This window comes from Pseudomonas sp. 5.2 (assembly GCF_059025405.1).
This window is the reverse complement of record NZ_JBYBHH010000001.1, coordinates 18,211-35,553: the sequence shown is the minus strand read 5'-3', so window position 1 is coordinate 35,553 and position 17,343 is coordinate 18,211. Positions and strand designations below refer to the sequence as shown.

Sequence of the window (17,343 nt, the reverse complement as noted above, 5' to 3'; positions counted from 1 at the left end):
GGGCACAACGGTCGTGCGCCCAACCTCTTTCACCACGTGTAAAGCGAGCACTTCCACCATGAGCACGGAATCTTCATTACACTCCAACGCCCTGAACTTCATGAGCTTTATGGAAAGTGGCGTAGACACCCGCACTGGGCAATACACTTTGTCTATCGCGCTGCCGGAACTTGGCGCCAACTACTTCCAAGGCCCGGATGTACCCCTCACAATAACCTTCAACCCGCTCAACATCATCGACTCGGGGTGGGGCAAAGGTTGGAACCTGTTACTGACGCAGTTCACTGAACACAACCAGGTCATCACCACCCATACCGGTGAAACATTCAAAGTTACGGGTACTTCGGGCGATCGCCTGTACATGCCCGAACAAAAACTGCCTCACTTCCATTTCTATCGGGAGCCCGCAGGGCCTGGCGGCAACGCACGTTATCGCGTTGTCCACCGCTCGGGCATGGTGGAAATCCTCGAAGTGATGGGCAGCCTGCTCGGGCGCATCGCCCTGCCCGTCGAGGTGTATTCCCCTACCGGGCACAGGCTCAACTTCGCATACAAACCGTTCAACGCTGCCTACATGATGCTCAGCACGATCACCGACGGGCGTGGGCAGATCTTGTTGGAGGTTGAACGTGCTAATGGCAGCATCGAACTTCGCGAGCGGCCGTATGAGGGCGGTGATGGCCAGCCGGTTGCCCGTTATGTGATGAACCTGGTCAACGGCGACTGGGTGAAGTCTATTGTGCTGCCAACCCCGGAACAGGCCAGCTGGCGCCTGGAATACCGGCAAGTATTGGGCCATCTGTGCCTTGAGAAAATAGAGACGCCGACCGGTGCGCGCGAGTACTTGCAATACCGCGACGGCGGCCACCTGTTCCCTGCCGGCAGCCGTCGCGACCCGTTGCCCCGTGTCACCCGTCACATCGTCGAACCCGGCCTGGGGCAACCCTCGTTTATGAGTGACTATACCTACCCAAACTCAGCCAACTTCCTGGGCCACGGCATTCAGGTACCCTGGGCCGACGATGGCAGAGATAACCTCTACAAGCACACGGGTAATTATGAATATAAGTCTGTGGAGACGCTGTGTGACGCCGATGCCAAGCCCCTGCGCAGCATCACCCGCACCTTCAACCGTTTTCACCTGTTGACCTCAACCAGGACCGTCCAGAACGAAAGCGTTCACGAGGCCAGCACCACCTACAACCTCCGGGATGTGCCGTTCGACCAGCAACCGCCCACCCTGCAACTGCCCATCAAAGAGCAGATACGCTGGTCGAAGACCTATGACGTGACACGCAGCCGCCTGGAAACCGTCGAGACAACCTACGACACCCACGGTAACGTGACCCTGCGCAAGCTCGCCAACGGCGTGACCGAAACCAGTACCTGGTATAGCACCGAGGAGCAAGATGGCTACCCAGGCGACGCCAATGGTTTTGTTCGCCACCTCAAAAGTAAAACGACCACCCCTGCCAGCACTGGCAAGGGGGCGGCCCCTACCCTCACTCACCACTACCGATACAGCGCTCTGCCACCCCTGGCAGGTAATGCCACAAAGCTCAATCCCATGGTGGTCGAGCATAGCGAAACGCTGGTGCAACAGGGTAACGAAGCGCAACCGCTGGAGCACACCACGTACAGTTACATAGACGCACCCAGCGCCAGCTTGCTGCATGGCCGGCGCTATCAGCAGGTCGTCAAGCGCAACAAGCTCGAGACCACAACCCAGCATCAGTTCACAGTGGTGGTCGACCCCCTCAGCCTGCACTCGGCCCTGCAAACCATCGAAACCCTGATCGGTTATGACGGCACAACGCAATCAACCCTACAGCGACGCTCGTTACTGCTTGGCGAAACACTCTTCGAGCGTGATCAAAGCGGCGTTGAAACCCAGCGTGACTTCGATGTTCTGCGCCGTACCACCTGTGAAAAGGTATCGCCCGGAACACGCTATGAAGCCAGCAGGCATTACGTTTACTCCCTCTGTGCGGCCAACGGCGACATTGCCAGCCAGCAGGTGAAAAACGCGCGAGGGGTCAGCACGCTGACCGAACTGGACGGCCTGGGCAGGCCTGTTACCGAGAAACGGGACAATGTGCTTGAGGCACGCCCAGGTATGTTCTTCGAAATATCAGCCTTCAAGCATGACGCCTTCGGCAACAGAGTTGAAACAACCAGCACAGATTGGCTGCAAGGCAGCAAGTCGCTGACCCTGACGACCCGCTTCCAATACGATGACTGGGGCGAGCAGAGCTGCACCATAGGCCCGGATGGTGTTGAAGAGCACAACGTACTTTGCCCCATCGGCACGCCCACCCACAAAGGCCCCATCCGTCGCACCTGGCGCGAAGGTGGCGAGCTGAAAACACGTACTGTAGTGGTTTCACGGCACGGCAAAAAAGCCAAGTTCACCCAAAAAGCGCGCGCGGTCAGCGCCCGGACCGAAACCTGGCTGAACCTGTTCGACAAGCCGGTGCTGCGCAAGCGCCTGAACGCGCTGGGCGAGCTGCTCGCCGAGCGCAGTTACCGCTACGACGGCCTGGGGCGAACGCTCGAAGAAAAGGACGAGCGCGGCCATTCCACCACGTTCAGTTACGACGCCTGGGGCCGCATGCTCGGCACTCACTTGCCCGACAACACCCAGCTCACGCGCACCTATGCCGCACATGCTTCCGACGACCTACCGGCTAGCCTTGTGGTGAAACCGGCCAACGTCCTGCAGCCCGCTCGGCAAATTGGCGCGCAATACCATGACGGGCTCAACCGGCTGATGGGTGCCACCACCGGTAACCGTACCGAGTATTTCCTGTTCCGTGATGGCGAACCGATGCCCCGTCAGCGCATCAGCCCTGCCGGTGAAACCCTCGAACTGGACTACAACTTGCAACTGACCAATGAACCCATCAGCAGTGATGCGCCGGACGATCGCGCCAGCTTCAACTATCACGACTCCAGCGCGCGGCTGCTGAGCTGCAACAACAGACAAGGCAAACGGCGCTTCGACTACAACATCGCCAACCAGTTGGTCGCAGAGCACTGGGATGACAACGGCAGCGGTAAGACCTGGAGCAGAACGCACCTCAGCACGCTTCACGACCGGCTCATGACAACCACTGAAGCCAATGGCGTGAAGACCGAGCACAGCTATGACGACGCCACTGGCCGCCTTGCGTCTACCCGCCAGGGGCTAATGCAGGCTAGCTTTACCTACGATGATCTGGGCCTTGTATCGCATATCAGCAGCCATGACCTGAGCACCGGTAACGTGGTGGAAACCGCAATCACGTACGACGATCAGGACCGCGAGGACAAGCGTACCTGGCGCCAGGCCGGGCATGCCGAACGCACCCAGGAGCAGGTCTGGGGCGATGATGACCTGCTGCAGAGCCGGCATTTGAAAGCCGCCGCGGTGTCGTTGTTGCAAGAGGGCTTCGGGTACGACAAGCGCTCGCGCCTTGTCACCCACACCTGTACTGGCCTTGAGCTGCCCCAAGACCCGCAAGGCCGCAGCATAACGCGGCAGACATTCACGTTCGATGCCTACGACAACATCAGCGTAACCCTCACAATGTTCGCCGGCGGGCCTCGCCCTGAGCAGGCAAGGTTCACCTATGCCGAAAGCGACCCATGCCAGCTACAACGCATCGAGTACAACCCACCGCGTACGGAGCCCACCCCCCGTTTAACCTACGACAAAAATGGCAACCTGACCCGCGACGAGCGCGGCCGCCCGGCCCGTTACGACAGCCAGAACCGGCTGCTTGGCCTCAACCAGGCGGGTGACCTCGACAGCTACGGCCACGACGCCAACGGCCTGTTGATCACCGCCCTGCAAGCGGGCAAGCCGACCCTGCTGCTGCATGACGGCCTGCAGTTGCGCATGGCCGTGCGTGATGGCCTGGAAACACTGTTCCTGCACCAGGGCGAGCAGCCGCTGGGCCAACAGCAATCTGGCGTTGGCGCGCAACCACCCGTGCTGCTGCATACCAGCGCCAGCCACAGCGTGGTTGCCGAAAGCCAGGCAGGCAGACTGGGCGCCATCCGCTACTCGGCGTACGGCGAGCGCCACACCGACGACCCTGCTCACAGCGCGCTGGGCTACAACGGCGAAGCACTCGACCCGGACAGTGGCTGGTACCTGCTGGGCAATGGCTACCGCGCCTACAACCCTGCGCTCATGCGCTTCAACAGCCCAGATGCGCTCAGCCCGTTCGGTGAAGGGGGATTGAATTACTACGGGTATTGCCAGGGCAACCCGGTGACGTTCCGCGACCCGACCGGGCATTACAGCATCGGTAACACGGGGCAGACCCGGTCGCTGGAGGACTTGGCAAGGAACCGAAGCTCGCGCGGTTTCAGGCCAGATGCCATGTTCTGGACCAGTACAGGGATATCGGCTACCGCGATCCTGTTAGGCCTCGTCGCAGCTGCTGCCTTGTTGGCTCCCCCACTCGCGGCAATCGGCTTAACCGTAGCCATACCAACAATGACATTGAGCGCTGCCATGACAACAACCGCAGCGGCGGTTGGTATGTCGACGACTGCAATGCTCGTAGGCGCAGCTGTGGGGGCTACAGCTGCTGGGCTAGGAACCGCGGGTTTCATTATCAGCATCGAAGCGACATTGTCTGGCAGCCAAGACAGACAAGGAATCGCAGCGGCTCTCGGCATAGCGGCGACAATCGTGGGGTTGCCGCTGATGGTCGCCGGTACTTTCCAGCTTGCCAAAACGGCAGCTAAGGCAATTATGGAAGTTTCGAGGATTGTCCAGGCACCAGCATCTGCCGCAGCCACCGTATCTGCTACACCCACTGCATTCGCCGCAGTCAACACACCCGGGGTCCCCACCGCAGTTCCAAAGATCAGCGCAAATGCCGTGTTTTTGCGGGCCAGGGGTTTTAACATTCCTAGCACACGCATCTAGAAAATTGTCATTACCGCCGTTGGAAGTGTCGAGTGCTGCCCAGGCATCAGCATCCGCCGTAACGACCCGGAGCGTGTTGCAAACTCCGTATTTTTACGACGAGATTTTATTCGACACGAACTCGCTGGCCTCGGAATTAGAATAAATTGAAGCCGCTAGCAAATAATTCACCGCCAACATCACCCTGAATTTCCCGGCGGTGTTGCACAAGCCACTAACAGCAAAACAAGTACTTGCATCCCCGGAGAGTGACAATGAACAATTCAAAATCAACTTCTCTCAAATTCTTCCGTGCCGAAAAAGCCCGGCGCAACTTTCTGAAACTACAAGACGCACCCTCAACGCCTGCGCTGGCTGAACTCACCAAACCCAACGTCCTCGGCATCGTCGACGACAAAGACGGCACGCTGCACAAGGACAGCTTGAAGCAGAACCTGATCGTAGAGATCCCTCAATGGCCTTTTCTGCCCCCCGGCAGTGATCCTTCAGACTATGTAACGCTGCAGTTGCAATTTACCTTGACCGGCGCCGAGCATACCTTTGTGGCTATTGGCCCTGTAAGGAGATTCGACCCACCGATTGTCCCTGGCGACTTCCCACTTATTCTCGAGTTCCCCCAAGACTCCATTCCACGCAATGGCAAACTCTGGGTGCGCTATGAACTCATAGACCATTTAGGCGATAAGTACGTTTCTCTCCCTATCGAGTTGATCTGTGACAGCGTCGCCCCATGGGGGGACGACCCCGCGCCCCCACTCCTGCCGCCCATCGAAATCATCAACGAACGCTATTTGGTCAACCACCCAGAAGGCATCGAGTTGGACTTGCCCGACTACCAAGACCGGGCACCAGGTGACACTTATCAGGTCTTCTACCTGAAAGAATGGTCCGAAGAAGATACCGATTATGACAACCCAGCCGCTGCAGGCGCCGTTACCGACGACCTCAAGGTCATCTTACCGGCAGACTCAGTCCGCCTATTGGGCGATGGCAGGTTCTATATCGTGTACTACCTCTTCGATAAAGCACGCAACCGCAGTCGCATCCGTTTGCCGGCCACGATCGACGTGGTACTCACGCCGGAGCCTGCCAACCTTCAGCGACCGAAAGTGCCTTTGGCTACGGATGATGGCGTGCTGAGCTTGGATGATGCTCACGCAGGTGTGGCCGTCGAAATAGAGCTGTACACCAACCGCAAAGACGATGACAAAATCTTGGTGACCTGGGGCTCGACGGTCCTTCCCACAGAGCAGGTAGGCTCAGGTCCATTCCCGATCAAGATTTTCGTTCCCCACCGTGTATTGCGTGACGAATACGGTAAAGCCACCGGGGTAGTGCCCACCAACGTCAGCTACAAAGTGCTGCGCCATCACGCCCCTTATGGGCCGGCAGACGATGACTTCAATGTCGACTTGTCCATCGCCGGCCCCGAACGCCCAGACCCAGACCCAACCTGGCCAGTCAACCCCGCCCTGCTTGCGCCAACGATTACCAGCTTCACAGGACTTGAAAACGAGATTGCACTACCAGACCGTGGCCAAGATGCCACCCTGACGTTCGACGTATACCCCGACGCCGCAAACGGCCAGGTAGTGGACTTCTACTGGAAAGGCACCCTGGTGACCGAGGCTCGCTGGGTGGTAGATCAAGCCACCGACACCGAAAAGAGCGTCACGATTCCCTGGAGCTATATCGAGCGTGCAGGCAACGACTCGGCACTGCCCGTGCACTACACCGTACGTGCCAGCCTCACAGCAATCAACGAGCAGGAATCCCTCCCTCGGTACGTGCATGTAACGGCTATCGACATGACGCCGGACGATCTTGCGTTCCATGGCCTTACCGACCGAGGCTGGCTGAGCTGCCCGTCGATCTGGGACCCCGTCGACCCCGCCGCAGCCCCGGCAATCAGGGTTTTTGTACCCCCCTGCCGCGGCTTAGAAGAGAAGACCACCATAACGCTGTCTTGGTTGATGTATAACGAAACTGTGGGCGGTCACCTGATCGCTGGGGTGGAGAAGCAGGAAACCCTGACATTGACCGCAGACCAGATCAGTAACGGCTTCATCTGGAGGGTCGAGCCCTACCTCAAGCATATCCAGCCCATTTTCACGGCCAACCGCCAAGGTGGGCGCGCGCAGGTGAGTTACGTCATCAACACCATCCCCCCCCGTATATCCAGACCAACCGAGAACAGGATCAGCATGTCCGATCAGGGCACCACCGATTCTTGCGACTTGATCAGGCCGTGATCCTGCACCAGCAACGGCCTGAATCCAGGGCCGTTGCCTGGTGACGAATTTTCCATCGATTGAGTAGGAGTTTTCCTACATTTTTCGCGACCAACCGTGACTAACCTCGCGGCTTAACAGATCCGTCCCTCACAAATAAGAGAAGGGTCTTACAGGAAAACATTCACTTTGATGGTGCCCCCATGCCAAGTCGCCCTCCCTTCCCTGCCCGCCGCCGTTCACCAGCGGCCGGGTTCATGCTGTTCGGCCCCCTGCTGTTCGCCACCTCTGCCTGGGGCGAAACCCTGATCAGCGACGATACCCAGCTCGGTGCAGGCAGCACGCTGGACAGCTACCGGGTAATCGGCCCAGCCACCCTTACCGCCGAGGGTGCGACGACCCTGCAGATCGCCGCCGAGGCAGGCTCCACCGTGAACCTGTCCGACAGCCAGGTCACGGCCGAAACCAACGCCAATGGCCTGTCGCTCAGAAGCGCCAGCGCCACCGTGCAACGTACCACCATCAGCAGCAACACCCGCGGCCTTGGCTTGAGCAACGGTTCGACCGCCGTGATCAGCGACAGCGTGGTCGAGGGCGGCGTCCAGGGCGCAACCATCAACGCCAGCACTGCCGAACTGCAACGCAGCGCGCTGAGGGGTACTGATGATGCCAGCGAGGGGGTGCGCATGGTGGCGGGCACCCTGACTGCCAAAGAGGGCAGCACCCTCAGTGGTGGCAGCTATGGTGCGCGCATCCTTGAGGACAATGGCCGCGGCGGCTCGACGCTGGTCGTGGACAACAGCCTGGTCGAAGGGCGCAACGGCCCAGCAATCATGGTAGGCCGCGGTGCAGGCTTAGCAGCTTCCGCGCAGATCGACGTGCTCAACGGCGCTACCTTGAGCGGTGGCAACGGCGTATTGCTAGAGGTGGCGGACGACGCTTCGGCCAACCTGCGGGTCAATGACAGCCACTTGCACGGCGATATCGTCGCGGCCGCCGGCGGCACCGCGAACGTGTTGCTGGAGAACCGCGCCACCCTCACGGGCCGCCTGGATAACGTCGCCAGCCTGGGGATCAACAGCGGCGCCGAGTGGGTCCTGATCGAGAACAGCCACACCAGCGACCTCACCCTCAATGGGGGGGCAGTGCGCTTCGGCGGGCCAGGGGACTTCTTCACCCTGTCGGTGGACAAGCTGGCAGGCAACGGCACCTTTATCATGGAGGCTGACTTCAGCACCGCTCAGTCGGACTTCCTTGAGGTGACCGGCACCGCCAGCGGCACTCATCAGCTGCTGATCAGCCCCAGCGGCAATGACCCGCTTGCCGACAACAGCCTGCATGTGGTGCACACCGCCGCGGGCGATGCGCAGTTCTCACTGGCGGGGGGCGCTGTGGACCTGGGTGCGTACTCCTACGACCTGGTGCAACGAGACAGCAACGATTGGTACCTGGACGTAGCTACCCGCACGGTCAGCCCAGGCACACAGTCGGTCATGGCACTGGCCAATGTGGCACCCACCATCTGGTATGGCGAGCTGGGCACCTTGCGCAGCCGCATGGGCGAGGTGCGCCGTGACCCGCGCAAGGCCGGTGGCTGGGTACGGACCTACGCCAACCAGTACAACGTTTCGGGCACCTCTGGCGCTGCTTACCAGCAACAGCAGCAAGGGCTGTCGATCGGTACCGACACACCTGTGGCAGCCGGCGACGGTAACTGGCTGGTCGGGGTCACGGCTGGCTACAGCAACTCCGACCTCAACCTCACCCGGGGCTCGTCGGCCAGCGTCGACAGCTACCATGCCGGCGCTTATGCCACCTGGCTGGATCCCGACAGCGGCTACTACTTCGACGCCGTGGCTCGGCTCAACCGGTTCAAGAACCAGGCTGACGTGCGCATGAGCGACGACAGCAAGGCCAAGGGCGATTATGCCGCCCTGGGCGCCGGCGTATCGCTGGAAGTGGGGCGCCAACTGGCCCTGGCAGATGGCTGGTTCGTCGAACCCTTCGCGCAATTGTCCGGGCTTGTGGTGCAAGGCAAGGACTACACCCTGGATAACGGCATGCGTGCCGAAAGCGAACGCACCCGTTCGGTGCTGGGCAAAGTGGGCAGCACCGTCGGGCGCACCTTCACCGCCGGCGAAGGGCGCAGCGTGCAACCTTACCTGCGGGTTGCCGCCGTTCACGAATTCGTCAATGACAACCAGGTGAAAGTGAACGACAACCGCTTCGGCACCGACCTGTCAGGCTCGCGCGGCGAAGTGGGTGTCGGGATGGCAGTCGCCTGGGACGATAAATGGCAAGCACACGCCGACTTCGACTACAGCAACGGCAGCAAGATAGAACAGCCGTGGGGCGTTAATTTCGGCGTGCGTTACAACTGGTGACAACGAAGGGAAGGCCCAAGCGCCTTCCCTTTTTCATTCATGCATCAGAGGAAGGGAAGGTCGATGACACAGAAAAAAAGCTCCGTTGAAGCGAAATCGTCTACCAGGAAGGCACCTGCAAAGAAAGCGACCGCCAAAGACACAGCCCTCCTCGTACCTCCAAACGTGCCAGAACTAGTGCCCGATATAGAAGGAGGAATACCGAACACGGTGTCGTTCCGGGCAACCTATCTGCCCTTGCGGGTAGAATTCCCCCTGTGGGCTCACTCGAACCCCAGCGTGACGGACGAAGAATATCTATGCCTGTACTGGAACGGCGTGCTGGTTGAAAAGAAGACCTTCAACCAGCCCATCAAGCCTGAAGAGCTCTTTATTCTTGTACCCGTTCGCACGATGGTCGAAGGGCCGCACCAGTTGCACTACGAGGTCACCATTTTCAATGACACCCCAGGGGCTTCGCGGCCGCTGGATATCTACATCGACAAGACCCCACCCTTGCTGAACCCGGATGACGACAGGCTTGAGTTTTCCGATTACGTCATCCGCCAGGGGGTCACTGAAGATTACCTCGCGGCCAATGGTGACAAGGTAGAAGCCACTGTCCCTCCCATCCTGGGTGCGGAGGTGGGCGACACCGTGAAGTGGTACTGGAGCGACGACCCCGTAGGCCAGCACATGGTCGGCATGATGACACTTGCCAGCGACCACATTGAAACCCTGGGCGCGCAAAGTATCAGCAAACCGGTCACGCTTATCTATCCCGGTGATTTCATTCGCCAGTCCAGGAACGGTACCCGCTTCGCCCGCTATGAAGTGCAGGACCGGGCCGGTACGGCGCCCCAGCGGGCACTGGCACGCTCGCTCAGCTCAGACCCTTCTCCCCCGCCACGCGTGCTACCGCCACCACGCATCAAAGAAGCCAAAGGCAACGAGTACTTCAGCACGCTGGTTCCGAGAGACGCAGTCAATGGCGTGACATTCGTCATCCCGGACGATGCGGACATCAGGCCGAATGAAACCGTCACCGCATTCTGGGGCGAACCAGGAACACTGGGGGGGACCTCCGCCAGCATGCCACCAGGCGTGCGTGAGGTCCGTATCCCACGTGTGCATATCCCGCCGCACATGAACAATCGGGCCGAGTTGCGTTACCAAATCAATAAACCCGATGTGCCGGTCTCTCCCTCACATCTTGTTACGGTACGGGCGATCGAAGGCCTACCGATCGTGCAGTGCAGCAAAATCCAGAATGGCGCGATTAACCTGCGCTCAATGGGGGAAAGCGCTACGTTCACATTGGGAGACTGGCAACTCCGGCACCCGTCGCAATACGTCAACGCCTGGATTGAAGGGGTGGAGCGCGGCGACGTCTCCAAGGTCATCAGGCTTGCCATCGCCAATGAACTCCCGGTATCCACCGAGGCCGGCATCCTGACACTGGGCGCGGTGAGCAAGACTGACCTGATGAAACTGGCGCTGAACTATCAGTTCCACGTATCGGTAGAGGTCTCGTTCGACGATAAAGTGAGCTGGCTGAAATTCCCCTATGCGGCGGCTACGCTTGAGGACCGGCCGATTTTTTAGTAGACCTTTTAAAAGGTTAAAAAAAAACGCCACTCGAAGAGTGGCGTTTTTCATGTTTGGAGCGGGAAACGAGACTCGAACTCGCGACCCCGACCTTGGCAAGGTCGTGCTCTACCAACTGAGCTATTCCCGCATTGTGAAGCTTTTACCGCTAATCGGCGTGAAGCGCCTTGACGACCTTCACCACCACTGCACCGCATAGACGCCACAGTATTTAAACTGGAGCGGGAAACGAGACTCGAACTCGCGACCCCGACCTTGGCAAGGTCGTGCTCTACCAACTGAGCTATTCCCGCAAATGGCGTCCCCTAGGGGACTCGAACCCCTGTTACCGCCGTGAAAGGGCGGTGTCCTAGGCCACTAGACGAAGGGGACACACAACACTTTTCAGTGCGCCAGATATTGAACCTCACGATTCAACCTGGGCTTTCTTTTCCTGCCCCGCCGTTAAGCGCTGCCGGAGAAACTGGAGCGGGAAACGAGACTCGAACTCGCGACCCCGACCTTGGCAAGGTCGTGCTCTACCAACTGAGCTATTCCCGCAATATGGCGTCCCCTAGGGGACTCGAACCCCTGTTACCGCCGTGAAAGGGCGGTGTCCTAGGCCACTAGACGAAGGGGACACGCTGCAAGCATTTACATGCTGCTTTCACTCCCTACCGCGTTTCGCTGTGTGCTTTACGCTGCAAGTGGCGCGCATTCTATGGATGCTTCGAAGGTGCGTCAACCCCTTTGTAGAAATTTATTTAAATCAATGACTTCCGGGTGTGCCGAGCGCTGTTTCAGGCAGCCCGCAGGGGTTTGGCGTTGATTTTCTGGCGTCAAGTCAGCATTAATGTGCCAGCATCCAGCCATGGCACAGTTTGCCGATAGAAAGAGAATGCCTGTCAGGGCCTCTCGCGAGCAAGCTCGCGCCTACACTCAATAATGCAAACCTATTCATGAGGCATTAACGGTGACACCACTTCTGATCACTCTGCTCATCGTGGCGGGTATCGCGTTGCTGATCGTGATCGGCTACCTCAACAATGTGGTCGAGAACAGCAAGCTGGAACGCGCACGGTTGAAGATCGAGCTGGCCGACCGCTTGCGCCGCTGCGGCGAAATCACCGAGACCTTCCCTGGCCAGTTCATGACACCGGCCCTCAAGCTGCTGCTGGCCCGCCTGGAGCTGAACCTCAACCAGCGCCAGCTGACGGTGGACAAGCACAATGCTGAACTCAAAGCGCGCATCGCCGAGCTGGAAGGCCAGATCGCCCTGGGCGAAAAGATCCCCGTGAACAACCCGCCTAACCCGATCCAGACCGAGGCCAAGGCCAAGGACGTGCGTTTTCTGCTCGAAGCGCTGCACACGCAGGTCGCCCGCGCCGCACAGGAGGGCTTCCTGCCTGCCAACGAGGCCAAGCAGTGGGTCAAGGAGATCCGTCATATCCTGGTGCTGCTGCACATCGAGTTCTTCAACAACCTTGGCCAGCTGGCCTTGCAGAAAGCTCAGCCGGGCCAGGCACGCCTCGCCTTCGAGCGGGGTGTGCAGTATTTGCGCAAGCAGCCAGAGCCGAAGGTGTATGAAGAGCAGCTGACTTACTTGGAGAAACTGCTGGCACGGGCCAACGCCCAGGTGATGGACCGCATGGCACCGGCAGAGGACGAGCACAACGAACTGACCGACGGCCTGAAGACCGACGAGGAAGAGACCTGGAAGAAGAAGGCGATGTACGACTGATTGCTAAACCTGCACTGGCCTCTTCGCGGGCAAGCCCGCTCCCACAGGGTGGACCCGAAGAGGCCGGAACAGGCAACCCAATTATCAGCAGTCGGTCAATTCCAGAAAAATCGCCGCCAACCGCTCCAACCCCACCTGGTCCGCCTCACTGAACCGTCCCACCTTCGGGCTGTCCAGGTCCAGCACCCCAATCAACCTGCCCGCCTTCACCAACGGAATCACCAGCTCGCTGTTGGACGCGCTGTCACAAGCGATATGCCCCGGGAACGCATGCACGTCTTCCACACGCTGGGTTTGCCGCGTGGCCGCAGCCGCGCCACACACACCCTTGCTGAACGGAATGCGCACACACGCCACCTGCCCCTGGAACGGCCCGAGCACCAGCTCTTCGTTGCGGTTCAGGTAAAACCCCGCCCAGTTCAGGTCGTCCACCTGGTTATAGAGAAACGCCGAAAACTGCGCGGCGTTGGCGATGAAGTCACGCTCGTCGGCAAACAGCGCCTGCACTTGCGCGGCCAGCAGGTTATAGCCATCGAGGCCGGCGCCACTGGCATTGAGGTCGATCATTTACTTTTGCTCCAGCAATTGCAGCCCGACCCAGTAGCGGGCGAACTGATAGGCACAACGGCCATTACGGTTGCCGCGGCCAGTGGCCCAGCGCACGGCGAGGATGTCCAGGGCTTCGTCCCGCTGCCAGTTCAACCCGGCAGGACGTGCCAACTGGCCGATCCAGTGTTCGACCACATTAAGGAAGTGGTCCTGGGTGAAGGGGTAGAACGACAGCCACAGGCCAAAGCGGTCAGACAAGGCGATCTTGTCTTCCACGGCTTCGCTGGGGTGCAGCTCGCCGTCGACGCGCTTCCAGTTCTCGTTGTCGCTCTCTTTCTCCGGCACCAGGTGGCGACGGTTGGAGGTGGCGTACAGCAAGACATTGTCGGGGGCTTGCTCCAGCGAACCGTCGAGCACGCTCTTGAGCACCCGGTAGTCGCCCTCCCCGGCTTCGAACGACAGGTCGTCGCAGAACAGGATGAAGCGTTGTGGCAGTTTTTGCAGTTGCTCGACCACCCGCGGCAGGTCGGCCAGGTGGTCGCGCTCGATTTCGATCAGGCGCAGGCCGGCACCTTCGTGCTCGGCCAGCAAGGCGCGCACCAGCGACGACTTGCCGGTGCCACGCGAGCCCCACAGCAAGGCGTGGTTAGCGGGCAGGCCATTGATGAACTGGTGGGTGTTGCGGCCCAGCTGGTCACGTTGCTGGTCGACCCCGATCAAGTCGCTCAGGCGGATGTCCAGGCTGACTTCAAGGGGCATCAGGTAACCGGTGCGGCCATCGCGCTGCCAGCGGGCGGCCAAGGTGGTGTGCCAGTCGATGTCCGGGCGTGGTGCGGGCAACAGCGGCTCAAGGCGCGCCAGTACCGATTCGGCGCGGTCCAGAAAAGCAATCAAGCGAGCGTCCATGACGACTCCTACAAATTCAGATTCTGGGATGCAGTGCCGGCCTCTTCGCGGGTAAACCCGCTCCCACAGGTACTGCACAGCGCTGAAGGCTGCGAAATAACCTGTGGGAGCGGGTTTACCCGCGAAGAGGCCGGCACTGCATACAAGCAATCAAGGTTGAATGTGTGACAGACCCGCCAGCAGCCGGGGCTATTCGGCTATGCTTGCGCAGCGCAAGGGACGTGAAACCGGCTCGGGACTCATGGATATCAAGTTCACCAATCGCCTGTCATACAAGCAAGCCCGGCTGACAGTCCTGGTCGGCTTCATCCTGGGAACATTGCTCAGTCTCATCCAGATCGGCATCGATTATGCCAGCGAAGACGCATCCATCAACCGTGAAGTGCGTGCACTGCTGCAAATCAGCCACAACCCGGCTTCGCGCATCGCCTACAACATCGATGCCGAACTGGCCCTGGAGCTGACCCGGGGCCTGCTGCAATCGCCAGCGGTGATCCGCGCCCGGCTGATCGACAACAACGATACCGTGCTGGCCGACGTCGAGCGCCCGCGCCTTGAAGACCGCTACCGCCCGCTCAGCGACTTCCTGTTCGGCGAGCAGCGCCAGCTTCAAGACCGCCTGTTTCTCGCCCATATGCCCAATGAATACCTGGGCACCCTGTACCTGGACGTCGACACCTACGCCTTCGGCAGCCGCTTCCTCGACCGCGCCGGCATCACCCTGTTCAACGGCTTCGCCCGCAGCCTGGTGCTGACCGGGATCCTGCTGGCGCTGTTCTACATGATGCTGACCAAACCGCTGGTGACCGTGATTGGCGCGCTCAGCGGCAGCGACCCGCGCAAGCCGCGGCAAACCCGGCTGGAATGCCCCCACGGCCACGAACACGACGAGATCGGCGTGCTGGTCAAAGTCGCCAACCAGCAGTTCGTCAGCATGGCCACCGAGATCGAGCAGCGGCGTAACGCCGAAAACCGCCTGACCCAGTACCTGAACGAGCTGGAAGACATCGTGTCGGCGCGCACCGACCAGCTCAAGGCCAGCAACAGCAGCTTGAGCCTGTCTAACCAAGAGCTCGAAGAAGCCCGGCGCCGGGCCCTGGACATGGCCCAGGCACGCGCGGCCTTCCTGGCCAACATGAGCCACGAGATCCGCACCCCGCTCAACGGCATGCTCGGCATGATCGCCCTGGCCCTGGACAGCCCGCTGCCCAGCGAGCAGCGCCAACAGATGACCATCGCCCACGACTCAGGCAAGGTACTGGTGGAGCTGCTGAACGATATTCTCGACCTGTCCAAGTTCGATGCCGGCCAGCTGGAGCTCGAACGCATTGCCTTCGACATGGGCTCGATGGTCGAGGACACCGCCAACCTGCTGTCGCAGAACACCGCGCAAAGCGTCGAGCTGACCTGCCTTATCGCCCGCGACTTCCCCAGCAGCGTGCTCGGCGACCCGACACGGGTGCGCCAGATCGTCAGCAACCTGCTGTCCAACGCGCTCAAGTTCACCCGCTTCGGCCGCGTCGACATCCGCTTGGTGACGATTGTCGGCGGTGTGCGCCTGGAAGTGCGCGATACCGGCATCGGCATCCCCGAGGAGGCGCAGGCGCGGATTTTCCAGCCCTTCACCCAGGCTGGCGCTGGCATCACCCGCCAGTACGGCGGCACCGGCCTGGGCCTGGCACTGACGCGCAACCTGTGCAAGGCGATGCAGGGGCACCTGCATATCCAGTCCGAACCAGGCTTTGGCAGCCGCTTCAGCGCAGAGCTGCCACTGGCCCTGCACACTGAAGCCATCCCGCCGGCGCCGCTGCAGGGCCGCGTGGTGGCCCTGAGCGATGCCAGCAGCGGGCTGCATGAGCTGCTGCAAGACCTGCTGCCCGCCTGGGGCCTGGCGTACCAACGCCACGACAGCAGCGCAGGCCTGCACACTGCGACGTTCGACCTGCTGATCACCGACGACCTGGAGCACCTGCTGGCGCTGCGCCCTGCAGTGAAAACGCCCATCCTGCTGGTGACGGCCTACGGCAATTTCCTGCCCAATGAGCAATCCATCAACCTTGCGCCGTTGCACCAACTGGCCCGGCCACTGGCGCGCAATGCGCTGTACCAGACGCTACGGCGCATCCTGCAAGGCCACGAGCCCGAGCACCCGCTGGCCAACCCGCACACCTCCCCGGAAGAAGGCCGTGCACGGATTCTGCTGGTGGAGGACAACCCGGTGAACCAACTGGTGGCCAAGGGCATGCTGGCCAAGCTCGGCTGCCAGGTACAGCTGGCCACCCAGGGCGCCGAGGCCCTGGCGTGGCTAGAACAAGAGGATTTCGACCTGGTGCTGATGGACTGCAACATGCCGGTGATGGACGGCTACGAAGCCAGCCGACGTATCCGCCAGAGTGGCCGCTGGCCAGACTTGCCAATCGTCGCGCTCACCGCCAATGCCATGCCCGAAGAGCGCGAACGCTGCCGGGCGGCGGGCATGAACGACTACCTGGCCAAGCCGTTCCGCCGCGAAGAGCTGCTGGCGCTGGTCGAGCACTGGGTGCCGATCAGCGGCTGAGCAGGCGCTCGATGTCTGCTTCCAGTGCCTGCGGTTTGGTGGTCGGCGCATAGCGCGTGACCTGGCCGCTGGCCGGGTCGACCAGGAACTTGGTGAAGTTCCACTTGATCTTCTGGCTGCCCAGCAGGCCGGGGGCGCGCTGCTTGAGCTCGACGAACAGCGGGTGAGCACCCGGCCCGTTGACCTCGACCTTGCGAAACAGCGGGAAGCTCACGCCGAAATTGCGCTCGCAAAACTGCGCGATGTCCCGCGCTTCGCCCGGCTCTTGCTTGCCAAACTGGTTGCAAGGGAAGCCCAGCACCACCAGGCCGCGCTCGCGGTAGGCCTGCCACAACTGCTCCAGGCCTTTGTATTGCGGGGTAAAGCCGCACTGGCTGGCGGTGTTGACCACCAACAGGACTTTGCCTGGGAAGTCACCGAGCTTCTTGTGCTCGCCCCCCAGGGTCACGCAAGGGATGTCCAGCATCGATCCAGCCATGTTCAGG

The 17,343-nt window shown here is 60.6% G+C and carries 9 protein-coding genes and 5 tRNA genes; 6 read left to right on the top strand and 8 right to left on the bottom strand.

Annotated features, from left to right (window positions below):
* Window positions 1–58 precede the first annotated feature (58 nt).
* From AC5PZ0_RS00170 to AC5PZ0_RS00155, 4 genes are all read left to right on the top strand, one after another.
* Complete coding sequence (locus tag AC5PZ0_RS00170) at window positions 59–4,924, top strand: RHS repeat-associated core domain-containing protein (RefSeq protein ID WP_493854068.1); 4,866 nt, start codon at window positions 59–61, stop codon at window positions 4,922–4,924.
* Between the two features lie 254 nt (window positions 4,925–5,178).
* Window positions 5,179–7,176: a hypothetical protein gene (locus AC5PZ0_RS00165; protein ID WP_493854067.1), complete on the top strand. Its 1,998-nt coding sequence runs from the start codon at window positions 5,179–5,181 to the stop codon at window positions 7,174–7,176.
* Between the two features lie 182 nt (window positions 7,177–7,358).
* On the top strand, window positions 7,359–9,539 hold the full coding sequence (locus AC5PZ0_RS00160; RefSeq protein WP_493854066.1) for an autotransporter outer membrane beta-barrel domain-containing protein: 2,181 nt from the start codon (window positions 7,359–7,361) through the stop codon (window positions 9,537–9,539).
* 279 nt (window positions 9,540–9,818) lie between these two features.
* Window positions 9,819–11,123 (top strand): hypothetical protein, encoded by a 1,305-nt coding sequence (locus tag AC5PZ0_RS00155; protein WP_493854065.1) that lies wholly within the window; start codon window positions 9,819–9,821, stop codon window positions 11,121–11,123.
* A gap of 57 nt (window positions 11,124–11,180) precedes the next feature.
* Here the strand turns inward: AC5PZ0_RS00155 and AC5PZ0_RS00150 are convergent.
* The 5 genes from AC5PZ0_RS00150 to AC5PZ0_RS00130 form a co-directional block, all read right to left on the bottom strand.
* Window positions 11,181–11,256, bottom strand: a tRNA-Gly gene (locus tag AC5PZ0_RS00150).
* Window positions 11,257–11,343: 87 nt separating this feature from the next.
* Window positions 11,344–11,419: transfer RNA gene (locus AC5PZ0_RS00145), tRNA-Gly, on the bottom strand.
* 3 nt (window positions 11,420–11,422) lie between these two features.
* Window positions 11,423–11,498, bottom strand: a tRNA-Glu gene (locus AC5PZ0_RS00140).
* Window positions 11,499–11,590: 92 nt separating this feature from the next.
* Window positions 11,591–11,666, bottom strand: a tRNA-Gly gene (locus AC5PZ0_RS00135).
* Window positions 11,667–11,670: 4 nt separating this feature from the next.
* Window positions 11,671–11,746, bottom strand: a tRNA-Glu gene (locus AC5PZ0_RS00130).
* 332 nt (window positions 11,747–12,078) lie between these two features.
* On the opposite strand from AC5PZ0_RS00130, the gene AC5PZ0_RS00125 reads away from it, so the two are divergent.
* Window positions 12,079–12,846 carry a hypothetical protein gene (locus AC5PZ0_RS00125; RefSeq protein WP_027596055.1) on the top strand — a complete coding sequence of 256 codons (768 nt, stop codon included), beginning with the start codon at window positions 12,079–12,081 and terminating at the stop codon, window positions 12,844–12,846.
* A gap of 84 nt (window positions 12,847–12,930) precedes the next feature.
* Here the strand turns inward: AC5PZ0_RS00125 and AC5PZ0_RS00120 are convergent, their stop codons facing one another.
* Together AC5PZ0_RS00120 and AC5PZ0_RS00115 are read right to left on the bottom strand one after the other, a co-directional pair.
* On the bottom strand, window positions 12,931–13,413 hold the full coding sequence (locus AC5PZ0_RS00120; RefSeq protein ID WP_027596054.1) for a GAF domain-containing protein: 483 nt from the start codon (window positions 13,411–13,413) through the stop codon (window positions 12,931–12,933).
* A complete protein-coding gene (locus AC5PZ0_RS00115) occupies window positions 13,414–14,301 on the bottom strand; it encodes an ATP-binding protein (RefSeq protein ID WP_027596053.1) in 888 nt (295 codons plus the stop codon).
* A 199-nt stretch (window positions 14,302–14,500) separates the two neighbouring features.
* On the opposite strand from AC5PZ0_RS00115, the gene AC5PZ0_RS00110 reads away from it, so the two are divergent.
* Entirely contained in the window at window positions 14,501–16,858 is a 2,358-nt protein-coding gene (locus AC5PZ0_RS00110) for a hybrid sensor histidine kinase/response regulator (protein WP_493854064.1), read from the top strand.
* Here AC5PZ0_RS00110 and AC5PZ0_RS00105 read toward each other — a convergent pair.
* Entirely contained in the window at window positions 16,848–17,336 is a 489-nt protein-coding gene (locus AC5PZ0_RS00105; RefSeq protein WP_027596051.1) for a glutathione peroxidase, read from the bottom strand. The two genes, AC5PZ0_RS00110 and AC5PZ0_RS00105, sit on opposite strands and share 11 nt — an antisense overlap.
* Window positions 17,337–17,343: the final 7 nt, after the last annotated feature.